Origin of the sequence: Catenuloplanes japonicus, from assembly GCF_000717135.1 — a bacterium.
Lineage (GTDB): Bacteria > Actinomycetota > Actinomycetes > Mycobacteriales > Micromonosporaceae > Catenuloplanes > Catenuloplanes japonicus.
Genome location: NZ_JNXY01000018.1, coordinates 123,337 through 136,284 on the forward strand (window position 1 = coordinate 123,337; position 12,948 = coordinate 136,284).

A 12,948-nucleotide genomic window follows, 5' to 3' on the forward strand; every position below is an offset into this window, starting at 1 on the left:
CAAAGTGACCAAGCACAACACCGCATCGTGGCGGCGCAGCACGTTCTGTGGGACGGGCGCCTGCGTCGAGGTCTCTACGGATGCGGACCACCAATACATGCGCGACGCCAAGGAAGACAACGGCGCGATCCTGGAGTTCTCCCACGCCGCGTGGGGAACGTTTGTCTCCGGGGTCAAGAAGGGCCGCATCAGCGCTGCGTGATTGCACCGGGGTGGGTGCGGAAGCGGTGACCTGTTTCCGCACCCCCGCCAGAAGGGAGTTATCTGGAGAAATAGCCCGATACCACCCTTTCACCGTGCCTACTCAAAGGCATCGGTTCCCTACCGTGCGCTCATCTGCTTATGGTGGAGGTTGAGCAGAGGGAGGGAGCTCTCATGCCAGCCGATCACCAACTGCAGTGGAGACGAGCCTGTGGCAACGGCGCGTGCGTAGAGGTGGCAACGACGCCATCCGTCGCGTACGTCCGCGACTCCAAGGCACCCCTGGAAGGCCGACTTGCCGTGTCGGGATCCGCCTGGAGTGCGTTCGTCACCGCCGTCACTGACGGCGACCTGTCCGCCATCCGCTAACGAGTGCGCCATGCGGGGGCGGGGCCCAGGCCGCCCCTGACCACAAGCTCAGCCGGACCGCTGCGCGGTGCGTTCGATCAGTCCCAGGAGATCCTCGAGGTCCGCCTCGAACTCCGCCTCCCGCTCCTCCGCCGACCCGGCCGCGAACCGCCCGGTCACCTCCGAGGCTCCGTAACCCAGCGCGAACGTCGACAGCATCCGCTGCAGCCTCAGCACCTCCGCACGCGCCACACCCGCGTCCCTCAGCGCGTCCCGGATTCGCTCCTGCACCCGATCGGCGTCGTCACCCTCCTCGGCCGCCGGACGGGCCACCAGCAGCGGGTACGCGCCCGGATGCGCATGCGCCAGGTCACGCGCGGCGCGGGCGATCGTGCGCAGCCGCTCCCGCCAGTCGCCGTCCGAGCCAGACGAGTCGTGCAGCTCCTCCAGCAACTGCCGGACCAGCCCGTCGAGCAGCGCCTCCTTGTTCCCCACATAGGGATACAGCGCCATCGAGCTCAGCCCGACCCGCCGCCCGACCGCGCGCATCGACACCGCGTCCAGGCCGGCCTCGTCCGCGAGCGCCATCGCCTGCCGCAGAATCACCCGCTGCTTCTCGTCCACTCCACCGAACGTAGAGCGAACCAGGCCCCGCGGGGGTACGAATCGCCGCTCAGCACCAGCGGCGAGGCGGGCGGCCGCGGCCGGTCTTGGGGCGGCGGGGGCGGACGGCGCCGTGGAGGTGGGCGCCGGCCCAGCCGTTGAGGCGGGTCTGGCAGCCGCCGGCACGCACCGGACCGGGGAGCGGCACGTCATCCGCCGGAGGCTCGTCCGCGTGCCGCGGGGAGCGGGACTGGCGGGGAACCACCCGGCTGCCGCAACGGGTGTCGTCCGGCTCGGGGTGGTCGGCTGCACCCTCCTCCGCCATGCTGTTCCTCCTTGCTGGGCTGTTCCGTGCGGCGGCGCACGCGGGGAGAGATGCTCGCCCCCGCGTTCGCACCCGTCGAGAGTAAGCGGTTTCAGGCGGTGTGGGGACCACACACGCTGCGGTGAACATCACTCGCGTCGCGCCCTTGATCAGGTAATTCATGGTCAAGAGAGGCGTTCGGCGCGGCCCGTGGCAGGCTTGGCCGGTGGCGAATGCGGCGGGCGGGACGACAACGGGCGAACCGGACGGTGGCGCGCTCGCCGCCACGGTCAGGCGAATCGAGCGGAGCGCGGGCGGTCTGGCCACCGCGTCGATCGCCCGGATGGACGAGACGCTCCCCTGGTTCCGGGATCTGCCCGCCGACCAGCGGTCCTGGGTGATGCTCGTCGCGCAGGCCGGCGTGCGGTCGCTGGTGGAGTGGCTGCGCGCGGGCGGCAACACGCAGGAGGTCTCGGACGAGGTCTTCGCGACCGCGCCGGGAAAGCTGGCCCGGACGATCTCGCTGCAGCACACGGTCGCGCTGATCAAGGTGACGATCGACGTGGCCGAGGAGCAGGTGGCGGAGCTGGCCGCGCCCGGCGAGGAGGTCTCGCTGCGGGAGGCGATGCTCCGGTTCTCCCGGGAGATCGCGTTCGCGGCCGCGCGCGTCTACGCCCGCGCCGCCGAGTCCCGCGGCACCTGGGACGCCCGGCTGCAGGCCATGCTGGTGGACGCTCTGCTGCGCGGCGACTCCTCGGACGTGCTGGCCAGCCGCGCGGCCGCGCTGGGCTGGGCGGACGCGGCCCCGGTGGCGGTCGCGGTCGGCCGCTCGCCCGGCGGTGACCTGGCCGCGATCCTGCACGGCTTCTACCGGGCGGCGCGGCGGCTGGGCGTGGAGCTGGTCGGCGGCGGGCACGGCGACCGGCTGGTGCTGGTGATCGGCGGCGCACCGGACCCGGTGGCGGCCGTGCAGCGGCTGATGGCCGGGTTCGGCGACGGGCCGGTGGTGGTCGGCCCGGCGGTGCCGAGCCTGGACGCCGCGACCGACTCCGCGCGCGCGGCGCTGACCGGCTATCGCAGCGCGGTGGCGTGGCCCGCGGCGCCACGCCCGGTCGCGGCTGATGATCTACTTCCGGAGCGGGCGCTCGCCGGCGACCTGGAGGCGCGGCGCACGCTGCGGGACTCGGTCTACGGCGCGCTGACCCGGGCGGGTGGGGAGCTGATGGAGACGCTGGACGCGTTCTTCGCCGCGGGCGGCGTGCTGGAGAGCGCGGCGCGCGGGCTGTTCGTGCACCCGAACACGGTCCGGTACCGGTTGAAGCGGATCGCGGAGGTGACCACGTTCTCCCCGCTGAACCCGCGGGACGCGTTCGCACTGCGGATCGCGTTGACCATCGGGCGGCTCGATCCGCCCAACGCGGTGTTGCCACCGTCACGTACAACTCCACGCCAAATGGACTCGAAGTCCTGACTTTGTAGGTATCCCACAAAAGCTTTAGTGTGGTTTGGTGCCTGTCAGCAGCGATAGACAGCGGCGGCATCCCGCAGAGTGTCAACCGTGCTAGCCGTTCTCTCCCCAGGGCAAGGTTCCCAGAAGCCCGGCTTCCTGAAGCCGTGGCTCGCGCTCCCCGGCGCCGAGGCCCGTCTCCGCGCGTGGTCCGAGCTGGCCGGCGTCGACCTGGTGCACCTCGGCACCGAGGCGGACGCCGAGGAGATCAAGGACACCGCGCGCACCCAGCCGCTGCTGGTCGCGGCCGCGCTGCTGGCCGCGGAGCAGCTGACGCTGACCGAGGCGACCGTGGTCGCCGGGCACAGCGTGGGCGAGCTCGCCGCCGCCGCGATCGCGGGCGTGCTGACGCCGGAGGCCGCGGTGACGCTGGCCGGCGTGCGCGGCCGGGAGATGGCCGCCGCCTGCGCGCTCGAGCCGACCGGCATGGCCGCGGTGCTCGGCGGTGATCCGGACGAGGTGGTCGCCGCCATCGAGTCGTACGGGTTGCATGCCGCCAACCGCAACGGCGCCGGTCAGATCGTCGCCGCCGGTGCGAAGGAGCCGCTGGAGAAGTTCGCGGCCGAGCGCCCGGGCGGCGTGCGGGTCATCCCGCTGGCCGTGGCCGGCGCGTTCCACACACCGTTCATGTCCCCGGCCGAGCAGGCGCTCGGCGTCGTCGCGGCCGGGCTCGCCACCGCCGGCCCGGCTCGCACCATCCTCTCCGACCTGGACGGCGCCGCCGTGTCCGACGGTGCCGAGATGCTGTCCCGCCTGGTCCGCCAGGTCACCGCGCCGGTCCGCTGGGACCTGGTGATGCGGACGCTGGCGGACCGGGGCGTGACCGCGGTGATCGAGCTGGCCCCGGCCGGCACGCTGGCCGGTCTGATCAAGCGCGAGCTCAAGGGCCCGGGTCTTCCCGCGATCGTGACGCTCAATACGCCGGACGACCTGCCCGCGGCCCTCAACCTGATCGCCACCTCGAGTCCCGAAGGACAGAACTGACATGGCAGGCAGCCGCATCGTCGCCCTCGGCCACTACCAGCCGTCCCGGGTCGTCACGAACGAAGAGCTCTCGCACACGATCGACACCAACGACGAGTGGATCCGGGACCGGGTCGGCATCGCCGAGCGGCGCATCGCGGACGGCGAGTCGGTCACCGACATGGCCACGTTCGCCGCGGAGAAGGCGCTGGCCAACGCCGGCCTGACCGCCGCGGACATCGACCTGGTGGTGGTGGCGACCTGCTCGGCCGAGGACCGCTGCCCGAGCGTCGCGGCCGGCGTCGCGGCGCGGCTCGGCATCAGCGCGCCGGGCGCGTTCGATCTGAACGCGGCCTGCTCCGGCTTCTCCTACGCGCTGGCCACCGCGGCCCACGCGGTCCAGGCCGGCGCGTCCGTCAACGCGCTGGTGATCGGCGCGGAGAAGCTCTCCGACGTCATCGACTGGACCGACCGCACCACCGCCGTGCTCTTCGGCGACGGTGCCGGCGCGGCCGTGGTCAGCACGGTCCCGGACGGCGAGCCGTCCGGCATCGGCCCGGTGCTCTGGGGCTCCGCCCCGGAGAAGGGCGACGTGCTGACGATCGCGGGCTGGCGGCCGTACATCAAGCAGGAGGGCCAGTCGGTCTTCCGCTGGGCCACCACCGCGATCGCGCCGGTGGCGAGGCAGGCGTGCGAGAAGGCCGGCGTCGCGCCGGAGGAGATCGCCGCGTTCGTCGCCCACCAGGCCAACACCCGGATCATCGACGGCATCGTGAAGCGGCTCGGCATTCCGAACGCCGTGATCGCGAAGGATCTGGTCGAGTCCGGCAACACCTCTGCGGCCAGCATCCCGCTGGCCCTCTCCAAGCTGGTCGAACGGCGCGAGGTGCCCTCCGGCGCCCCGGTGCTGCTGTTCGGCTTCGGCGGCGGTCTCACCTACGCAGGTCAGGTCGTCCGCTGCCCGTAAGACCCGCAAGACCCTGATGAAGAACAGTCAAACCCCGAAAGGACCACCACGCACATGGCTTCCCGCGAAGAGATCGTCACCGGCCTCGCCGACATCCTCAACGAGCTCGCCGGTGTCGAGCAGGCCGACGTCACCGAGGAGAAGACCTTCACGGACGACCTCGACGTCGACTCGCTCTCCATGGTCGAGGTCATCATGGCGGCCGAGGACAAGTTCGGCGTGAAGATCCCGGACACCGAGATGCAGAACCTCAAGACCGTGGGTGACGCCGTCTCCTACATCGAGGCGAACCAGAAGTGACCTCTGTCGACGTCGTCGTCACAGGGCTCGGCGCCACGTCCCCGCTCGGCGGGGACGTGGCGTCCACCTGGGACGGCATGCTCAACGGCCGCTCCGGGGTCAGCAGGCTGACCACGGACTGGGCGGCAGAGCTGCCGGTGCAGATCGCCGCGGCGCTCGCCGTCGACCCGTCCGAGATCATCGAGAAGCCGAAGCTCCGCAAGATGGACCGGTCCGAGGCGATCGCGCTCATCGCGGCGCGTGAGGCCTGGGCGGACTCCGGCCTCGCCGGTTCCGGGCTGGACCTGGAGCGGCTCGGCGTGAGCATCGGTTCCGGCATCGGCGGCGCCACCACGCTGCTCAACCAGGACGACATCCTGGAGGCGCAGGGCGCGCGGCGGGTGTCCCCGCACACCATCCCGATGCTGATGCCGAACGGCCCGGCCGCGTTCGTCGGTCTGGAGCTCGGCGCGCAGGCCGGCGTGCACTGCGTGGCCAGCGCCTGCGCCACCGGCGCGGAGGCGATCTCGCTGGGACTGGACCTGATCCGGTCCGGGCGTGCCGACGTCGTCGTGGCCGGCGGCACCGAGGCCGTGATCCACCCGCTGCCGATGGCCGGGTTCGCCTCGATGCGGGCCATGTCCACCCGCAACGACGACCCGGAGCGGGCCTCCCGCCCGTGGGACAAGGGCCGCGACGGCTTCGTGCTCGGCGAGGGCGCGGGCGTCGTGGTGCTGGAGCGTGCGGAACACGCGCGTGCGCGTGGCGCGAAGATCTACGCCCGGCTGGCAGGCTCGGGCATCACCTCGGACGGCTACGACATCGTGCAGCCGCACCCGCAGGGCGCGGGCGCGATCCGCGCGATCGGCAAGGCGCTGCGGGACGCGGGCGTGACCGGCACGGACATCGTGCACGTGAACGCGCACGCCACGTCCACGCCGGTCGGCGACGTCGCGGAGATCGCGGCGCTGCGGGCCGCGGTCGGCACCCACCCGGTGGTCACCGCTACCAAGTCGATGACCGGGCACCTCCTCGGCGCGGCCGGCGCGCTGGAGTCGATCGCCACGATCCTCTCGATCCGTGACAGCATCGTCCCGCCCACGATCAACCTGGACGACCCGGACGACGCGCTGGACCTCGACGTGGCCGCGCACAAGGCGCGTCCGCTGGAGATCCCGGCCGCGCTGAACAACTCGTTCGGCTTCGGCGGCCACAACGTGGCGCTGGTCTTCACCCGGGCGTAGCACCCGCCAGCACGTGAAAGGGGGCGGCTCGATCAACGAGCCGCCCCCTAAAAGCATGATCAGCAGACGGTACGCGGAAGCCCGTCCACCGCGACCGGCGAGCTGCCCTGCGGCTTGGCCTTGCCCGCCAGCACGTTCGCCAGCGCGGTGAGCTGCGCGGGCGAGCTGGAGTACGTCGCCATCAGCACCGGCGACCCGGCCGAGGCCAGCAGGTAGGGCAGGTCCATCGCCACCGTGACGGTCGCGCCGGCGGACAGGTCCGCGGCGCCGTCGCCGTACCCCACGAGGTGGACCGTGGTCTTTCCGCCGCTCGCCGCGACCTGCACGCCGGCCGCGCGCAGCGCCTCCTCCAGCGTCTTCTTCGACTCGGCGCGCCCGTCCACGGTGGTGACCGTGACCGGGCCCGGCATCGCCGCGCCGTCGCAGGTGCCCTTCAGCATCGTGATCGACCGGGCTGCCAGGTTCGCCAGCGGTTCCACGCCGGTCCGCGCACCGACCTCGGTGACCGGCGGCGTCGCGCTCTTCGCCAGCGTGAGGCGGAGCGTGATCACGCGCGTGACGGCCTCGACCAGCCGTTCCCGGGTGAGTGAGCCGTCGCGCAGTGCCTTCAGCAGGCCGGCGTGCGCGGCCGGCAGGTCCGGCGGCATCAGCAGCAGGTCGTTGCCCGCGTTGAGCGCGCGGACCGCGGCCTCGCCGGCCGGCCAGGCCATCGCGGGCTCCATGTTGAGCGCGTCGGAGACCACCACGCCCTGGAAGCCCATCTCGGTCCGCAGCAGGTCGACCAGCACCTTGCGGGAGAAGCTGGCCGGGACGCCCGGCTCGATCGCACGCACGTCCAGGTGCCCGGACATGACCATCTGCGCGCCCGCGTCGATGCCGGCCTGGAACGGCGGCAGGTCGCCGGCGTCGAGCGCCTTGCGGTCCTGGCTGAGCACCGGCAGCAGGTCGTGGCTGTCGCCGGTGGTGTGGCCGTGGCCCGGGAAGTGCTTGAGCGCGGCCGCGACGCCGCCGGTCCGGAGGCCGCGCACCGCGGCGGAGACCTGCTCCGAGACCGCCTTCGGGTCGTCGCCGTAGGACCGTGAGCCGATCACCAGGCCGCCAGGGCCGCCGAGCACGTCCGCGACCGGCGCGAAGTCGGTGTTGATGCCCATCGCGGCCAGTTCGCCGCCGGCCACGGACCAGGCCCGCTCGGTGGCGCCGGTGTCCCCGGCCGCGCCGAACGCCATGGCCGCGGGCAGCATGTTCACCCCGGTACGGATGCGGGTGACGATGCCGTACTCCTGGTCCGTGCCGATCAGCATCGGCGCGGCGCCGGCCGGCAGCTTCGCCTGCGCGGCCTGGAGGCCGTCGGTGAGCGCGCGGACCTGCGCGGGGTTGTCGACGTTCGTGGTCGGCTGGTTCTTGCCGGTCGGGTCGTCCGCGCTGAAGCCGACCAGGATCAGGCCGCCGAGCCGGTACTTCTCCACCATCTGGGCCGGGGTGTCCACGTCCGCGAGGCCCTGGTTGCCGGCCTTCGAGCCGCCGGAGACGTCGGTGGCGGACGCGCCGTACGCATACGGCATCAGCACCTGCCCGACCAGGTCCTCGTCCTTCAGCGTGGCGACCAGCGCCTTCGCCTGCAGCGCGGGGTCGGGCGCGACCGACGGCACGGTCAGCGGCGTCCCGGTGGGGTCCGGCGCCTCCGTGCCCGCCGGGGGCTCGGTGCCACACCCCGTCACGGCGAGCGTCAGCAGCAGCGTGGGTACGGCGAGCGTGCGCCACCGGCGGGACCGGCGGACGCTGTAGGGGTTGTCCGGCACGCGCGCCATTCGACCAGGCGTGCCGGAATCAGGCAACCCGGCACCGGACCGTCGTGCGGACGGTCCGGCCCTGAGCTGCATGAAGAGAATTCCTATATCACTCGAATCACCCGACGCGGGTCAAAAGCATGTTCGGCGCGCCGTCCCCGGCGTACCGGTACGGCTCCAGCTCCATGTCCCACTGGGTGCCCATCGCCTTGTCGAGCGCGTGCGACAGCGCCTCGGGGCCGCGCGCCGAGGACATGATCGCCCGCAGACGGTCCTCACCCAGCTGGATGTCGCCGGCGGCGCCGCAGGTCGCGCGGAACAGCCCTCGACCGGGCACGTACATGAAGCGCTCGCCGTCGACCCCCGGGCTGGGCTCCTCCGTGATCTCGAATCGGATCATGGGCCACTGCCGGAGGGCAGCCGCGAGCTCTGCCCCGGTGCCTGGCCGCCCGCTCCACCCCGACTCCGCCCGGCGGGCGCCGGGGTCGACGGGCTGCGCGGACCAATGCAGCTTGACCGGCGCGGTGAGGACGCGCGCGATCGCCCACTCGACGTGCGGGCACACGGCGAGTGGGGTCGAGTGGACGTATATGACGCCACGCGTTGGCACGGTGACCTCCCGAAGACACGAGGTGCGTCTTCCCCTACGACCTCGATCTAGAGCGGTCAGCCGGGTTTCATGATGCCGTCTGTGACAGATGGTGCGCCAGCGAATCGGGCAACTCTATTGCGCGGAACGGGCCTTTTTCTGCGTACGACATGCCTGGTGTAAGCTCTCTTGAGGGCGACTGTGGTCGCCTTCTCTTCTTTCGGAATGTCGTTCAAGGAGTACCTCCGTGGCGAGCAACACCTCAAAGACCGCGCGCGCATCAGTCCGCGCTGGACAGGCACAGGGTGCCGCCCTGAGCGTGCTGGGCGAGTTCAAGTACCTGATCCCGCTCAACAAGGGCAAGCACGTTTACGTGCGCAACCTGACCAACGCCAAGACCACGCACCTGAGCACCAGCTCGGACGCGTTCGTCGAGGAGATCCGGGTGCTTGCCGCCGCGGGTCACGGCGCCAAGATCCGTGCCGAGCTGGCCGCGCTGAACGAGGCGCACCCGCAGGACAACTGGGCCGCCACCGAGAAGAAGCTCGTCGACGCGGGCATCTTCGAGGGCTAGAAGCCTCCGACGAAGGGCCGGCGCCGTCATCGGCGCCGGCCCTTCGTGTTTACCTCCTGGAAATTTACGTCCGGGCGCGTGATGATTGTTACCCGCGGGTATGTGGTGGGCCGCGGCGATCATCGCGGAGGTGCCCATGTCGCAGCGCCAGACCCTCCCCACCAGCGCGGAGGTGCTCCTTCCCGACGGTGTCCGGCTGCACGCGGAGACCGGCGGAGACCCGGAGGCGCCGCTCACCGTCGTCCTGCTGCACGGCTGGACGCTCGACGTCCGCAGCTGGCACCGCGTGCTGGCGGCCACCGGCGGCGTCCCGGCCCGGATCGTCGCCTACGACGCGCGCGGCCACGGCCGGTCCGGCGCCACGCCGCTCGACTGCGCCACCCTCGGACAGCTCGGCGACGACCTCCGCCACGTGCTCGACGAGCTGGTCCCGACCGGCCGGATCGTGCTCTGCGGCCACTCCATGGGTGGCATGACCGTGATGGAGTACGCGCACCGCCACCCGGAACACTTCGCGGCCCGGATCGCCGGTCTGGTGCTGGTCTCCACGTCCGCCGAGGGCACCTCCCGCACCCACTACGGCCTGCCCAGCCCGCTCGCCACGCTGCTCCGGCTGGCGGAGACGACCGGCGCCGGCGTGCTCGCGCGCTGCGGCGTCTGGCACCCGCACCGCGCCGTGCTGCCCGTGCTCGGGCCCGGCGTCCGCTGGCTGCTCTACGGCGACCGCTGCGACAGCTCCGACCTGCGGCTCACGCTCTCCGGCGTGGGCCGGTGCTCGCTGCGCTCGATCGGGGGTTTCCGCACGTCGATCGGCACGCAGCAGCGGCTGGAGACGCTCGCCACGCTCGGCGACGTGCCGTCCGCGGTGCTGGTCGGCAGCCACGATCGGCTGACGCCGCCGGCCTGTGCGGAGGCGATCGCGGACGCGCTGCCCGGCACCGAGCTGACCCGCTGCCCCGGCGCCGGCCACATGCTGATGCTGGAACGGCCGTCCGAGGTGGCATCCGCGCTGGCCACGGTGGTGCTGCGGGCGGCCGCGAGCACGCCGTTGCACGCGCCGGGGCGGCGTTCCCGCGGCACCTCGCGGCGTCGCTCCCCCGGCGGCGCGCAGGCGGCCTGAGCAGAGCCGATCCCGGGCGCGGGGCCGGAAAGCTAGGATCGAGGTTTGCGTACGGCACGGCCTGGCTACCGGCCGGTAGGACGACGCGTCGACACGCGCACGGGCCGGGGGGTAGGTTCGATGGCCGCACCCAAAGCTCAGGAGCACAAGACCCGGTGACCGACGCCAATATCCTGCAACAAGAGATCGCCATCGAGCAGCGCCACGTGGACGTCGTCTACGCCCGGCTGGCGGAGCTGCGCGACGAGGCGGCGAAGGCCGAGAAGGCCGGCTACGGGCTCGCCCGCGTCGGCAACTTCGGCGCGCTCGTCGAGCGCGACGCGATGGTGTTCCACGCGGCGCGGCGGCGGCGGGCGCTCGACTCCGAGCACGAGGGCCTGGTCTTCGGCCGGCTCGACCTGAAGACCGGCCAGCTCTACTACGTGGGCCGGCTCGGCATCCGCGGCGAGGGGTCCGAGTCGCTGGTCGTCGACTGGCGTGCCCCGGCCGCGGCCGCGTTCTACCAGGCCACCGCGAAGGACACACGGGACGTGGTCCGCCGGCGCATGATCCGGTCGGCCGGCGAGCGCGTGACCGGTATCGAGGACGACCTGCTCGACCCGGAGTCCGCGCCGGACGACATGCACGTGGTCGGCGACGGCGCGCTGATGGCGAGCCTGGGCCGCGCGACCGGTTCCGGCATGAAGGACATCGTCGCCACCATCCAGCAGGAGCAGGACGAGGCGATCCGCGCGCCCGCGACCGGCGTGACCATCGTGTCCGGCGGCCCCGGCACCGGCAAGACCGCGGTGGCGCTGCACCGGGCCGCCTATCTGCTCTACTCGGACCGCAGCCGGTTCGCCGGCGGCGGCATCCTGGTGGTCGGCCCGTCCGGCGTGTTCGTCAACTACATCGCGACCGTGCTGCCGTCGCTCGGCGAGGACTCGGCCACGCTGCACTCGCTCGGCTCGCTCATCCCGGGGCTGAACGCGGTGCGGGTCGACCCGGCACCGGTCGCGGCCGTCAAGGGCTCGCTGCGGATGCGCAAGGTGCTGGAGCGCGCGACGCACGACGCGGTGCCGTTCGGCCCGACCGAGCTGCGCCTGCTCTACCGCGGCACGCTGCTGCGGCTGACCGCGGAGGACCTCCACCGCGCCCGGGAGCGTGCACTCCCCCGCGGCGCGCGCCGCAACGAGTCGCGCCGTGCCGGGTTCGACAACATCTTCCAGGCGCTCTGGTCGCAGGCGCAGCGCCAGCGCGTGTCCACGCTGCCGCCGCGGCCGGAGTTCGAGGCCGAGCTGACCGAGCGCGAGGACTTCCGGGACTTCCTGCGTGGCTGGTGGCCGCAGCTGCGCCCGAGCCGGGTGCTGGACTGGCTGGCCGATCCCGAGCGCCTCCGGCGGTACGCGCACGGCATCCTCTCCAACAACGAGATCAAGCTCCTCCGGGACGCGTTCTCGACGCTGGCCGCGGAGGGCCCCACCATCGCGGACGTGGCGCTGCTCGACGAGCTGGACGCGCTGCTCGGCCAGCCTCGCAAGCCGCAGCAGCGCAACCGGAACACGTTCCACGCCGGCGGTGGCGTGCAGGAGGTCACCACGTACGCGGACCGTCAGCAGGCCGCGCGCGCCGCCGCCACCGAGCGCCCGGAGGACTACCGGGACTACGCGCACGTGATGGTCGACGAGGCGCAGGACGTGTCGCCGATGCAGTGGCGCATGCTGGGCCGCCGCGCCGCGATCGCGTCCTGGACCATCGTCGGCGACCCGCTGCAGGCCGCCTGGACCGGCAACCCCGCGGAGCTGGCCCAGGCCCGGGAGCAGGCGCTCGGCGGCAAGAAGCGGCACGAGTTCACGCTCAGCACCAACTACCGGAACTCGCGCGAGATCTTCGAGGTCGCGGCCGACGTGATCCGGCGCGCGTTCCCGGACGAGGCGCTGCCGACCGCGGTCCGCTCCACCGGCGTCGCCCCGATCGAGCGCACCGTCGGAGTCGCGGCGCTGGCCGACACCGTTCGCGAGTCCGCCGCCGAGCTGTTGAAGCAGGTCGAGGGCACGGTCGGCGTGATCACCCCGGTGCCGCGCCGCGCCGAGATCGCCGGCTGGGTCGCGTCGCTTGCGGACGCCCGGGTCCAGGTGGTCACCAGCCTCCAGGCCAAGGGCATGGAGTACGACGGTGTCGTCCTCGTCGAGCCCGAGGAGATCCGCACCGACTCCGAGTCCGGCGTCCGCACGCTCTACGTCGCGCTCTCCCGGGCAACGCAGCAGCTCATCACGGTCGGCTCCAAGCCCTACCGCTGACGGGTCCGCCACGCGCCGGAGCAAAAACCAGGCCCCAAAGCTTCAGAAGCAGATTTCCCACTTCCAGCGTGCTTGCGGCCCGCATGCTCCCGACTCTGTTGCCTATTGATGGTTATGGGGTGTGTTCGAGGCGTGCGAGGTGGGTGGTGTGTTGTGGGGTGAGGTGGTGTCCGGTCCACCAGG

The 12,948-nt window shown here is 72.2% G+C and carries 14 protein-coding genes; 10 read left to right on the top strand and 4 right to left on the bottom strand.

Features of this window, described 5'->3' with window-relative positions; all coding sequences use genetic code 11:
- Nucleotides 1–4: 4 nt before the first annotated feature.
- Nucleotides 5–202: a DUF397 domain-containing protein gene (locus OP04_RS51985; protein WP_198153970.1), complete on the top strand. Its 198-nt coding sequence runs from the start codon at nt 5–7 to the stop codon at nt 200–202.
- 173 nt (nt 203–375) lie between these two features.
- Entirely contained in the window at nt 376–570 is a 195-nt protein-coding gene (locus tag OP04_RS51990) for a DUF397 domain-containing protein (protein WP_085066752.1), read from the top strand.
- 48 nt (nt 571–618) lie between these two features.
- Here OP04_RS51990 and OP04_RS25125 read toward each other — a convergent pair whose 3' ends face one another.
- Nucleotides 619–1,173, bottom strand: coding sequence for a TetR/AcrR family transcriptional regulator (locus OP04_RS25125; protein WP_033342283.1), 555 nt, complete (start codon nt 1,171–1,173; stop codon nt 619–621).
- Between the two features lie 49 nt (nt 1,174–1,222).
- Nucleotides 1,223–1,477, bottom strand: coding sequence for a hypothetical protein (locus OP04_RS25130; protein WP_232323731.1), 255 nt, complete (start codon nt 1,475–1,477; stop codon nt 1,223–1,225).
- Between the two features lie 205 nt (nt 1,478–1,682).
- Between OP04_RS25130 and OP04_RS25135 the strand changes: the two genes are divergently transcribed.
- The 5 genes from OP04_RS25135 to fabF all read left to right on the top strand — a co-directional run bounded on the left by OP04_RS25135 (nt 1,683) and on the right by fabF (nt 6,416).
- The gene (locus OP04_RS25135; RefSeq protein WP_033342284.1) at nt 1,683–2,927 is read left to right on the top strand and encodes a PucR family transcriptional regulator; all 1,245 of its coding nucleotides are present in this window, start codon (nt 1,683–1,685) and stop codon (nt 2,925–2,927) included.
- A gap of 87 nt (nt 2,928–3,014) precedes the next feature.
- On the top strand, nt 3,015–3,947 hold the full coding sequence (locus tag OP04_RS25140; protein WP_033342285.1) for an ACP S-malonyltransferase: 933 nt from the start codon (nt 3,015–3,017) through the stop codon (nt 3,945–3,947).
- Nucleotide 3,948: 1 nt separating this feature from the next.
- Complete coding sequence (locus OP04_RS25145; protein ID WP_033342286.1) at nt 3,949–4,893, top strand: beta-ketoacyl-ACP synthase III; 945 nt, start codon at nt 3,949–3,951, stop codon at nt 4,891–4,893.
- Between the two features lie 54 nt (nt 4,894–4,947).
- Entirely contained in the window at nt 4,948–5,193 is a 246-nt protein-coding gene (locus OP04_RS25150) for an acyl carrier protein (protein ID WP_033342287.1), read from the top strand.
- Nucleotides 5,190–6,416: a beta-ketoacyl-ACP synthase II gene (gene fabF, locus OP04_RS25155; protein ID WP_033342288.1), complete on the top strand. Its 1,227-nt coding sequence runs from the start codon at nt 5,190–5,192 to the stop codon at nt 6,414–6,416. Before OP04_RS25150 ends, fabF begins: the two co-directional genes overlap by 4 nt.
- Before the next feature lie 59 nt (nt 6,417–6,475).
- Here the strand turns inward: fabF and OP04_RS25160 are convergent, their stop codons facing one another.
- Both OP04_RS25160 and OP04_RS25165 read right to left on the bottom strand, forming a co-directional pair.
- The gene (locus OP04_RS25160) at nt 6,476–8,215 is read right to left on the bottom strand and encodes a glycoside hydrolase family 3 protein (protein ID WP_408606779.1); all 1,740 of its coding nucleotides are present in this window, start codon (nt 8,213–8,215) and stop codon (nt 6,476–6,478) included.
- Nucleotides 8,216–8,321: 106 nt separating this feature from the next.
- Nucleotides 8,322–8,813, bottom strand: a complete 492-nt coding sequence (locus OP04_RS25165; protein WP_033342289.1) for a DUF3145 domain-containing protein — start codon at nt 8,811–8,813, stop codon at nt 8,322–8,324.
- A gap of 226 nt (nt 8,814–9,039) precedes the next feature.
- On the opposite strand from OP04_RS25165, the gene OP04_RS25170 reads away from it, so the two are divergent.
- The 3 genes from OP04_RS25170 to OP04_RS25180 all read left to right on the top strand — a co-directional run bounded on the left by OP04_RS25170 (nt 9,040) and on the right by OP04_RS25180 (nt 12,765).
- The gene (locus OP04_RS25170) at nt 9,040–9,366 is read left to right on the top strand and encodes a hypothetical protein (RefSeq protein ID WP_033342290.1); all 327 of its coding nucleotides are present in this window, start codon (nt 9,040–9,042) and stop codon (nt 9,364–9,366) included.
- Nucleotides 9,367–9,502: 136 nt separating this feature from the next.
- Nucleotides 9,503–10,486 (top strand): alpha/beta fold hydrolase, encoded by a 984-nt coding sequence (locus tag OP04_RS25175; protein ID WP_051798945.1) that lies wholly within the window; start codon nt 9,503–9,505, stop codon nt 10,484–10,486.
- A gap of 155 nt (nt 10,487–10,641) precedes the next feature.
- A complete protein-coding gene (locus OP04_RS25180) occupies nt 10,642–12,765 on the top strand; it encodes a HelD family protein (RefSeq protein ID WP_033342291.1) in 2,124 nt (707 codons plus the stop codon).
- The last annotated feature ends 183 nt before the right edge of the window (nt 12,766–12,948 follow it).

Bases quoted from the DNA above. Each gene is read 5' to 3' on its own strand.
- OP04_RS51990 (WP_085066752.1), top strand. From the start codon at position 376: ATGCCAGCCGATCACCAACTGCAGTGGAGACGAGCCTGTGGCAACGGC.
- OP04_RS25130 (WP_232323731.1), bottom strand. From the start codon at position 1,477: ATGGCGGAGGAGGGTGCAGCCGACCACCCCGAGCCGGACGACACCCGT.
- OP04_RS25145 (WP_033342286.1), top strand. From the start codon at position 3,949: ATGGCAGGCAGCCGCATCGTCGCCCTCGGCCACTACCAGCCGTCCCGG.
- OP04_RS25150 (WP_033342287.1), top strand. From the start codon at position 4,948: ATGGCTTCCCGCGAAGAGATCGTCACCGGCCTCGCCGACATCCTCAAC.
- OP04_RS25175 (WP_051798945.1), top strand. From the start codon at position 9,503: ATGTCGCAGCGCCAGACCCTCCCCACCAGCGCGGAGGTGCTCCTTCCC.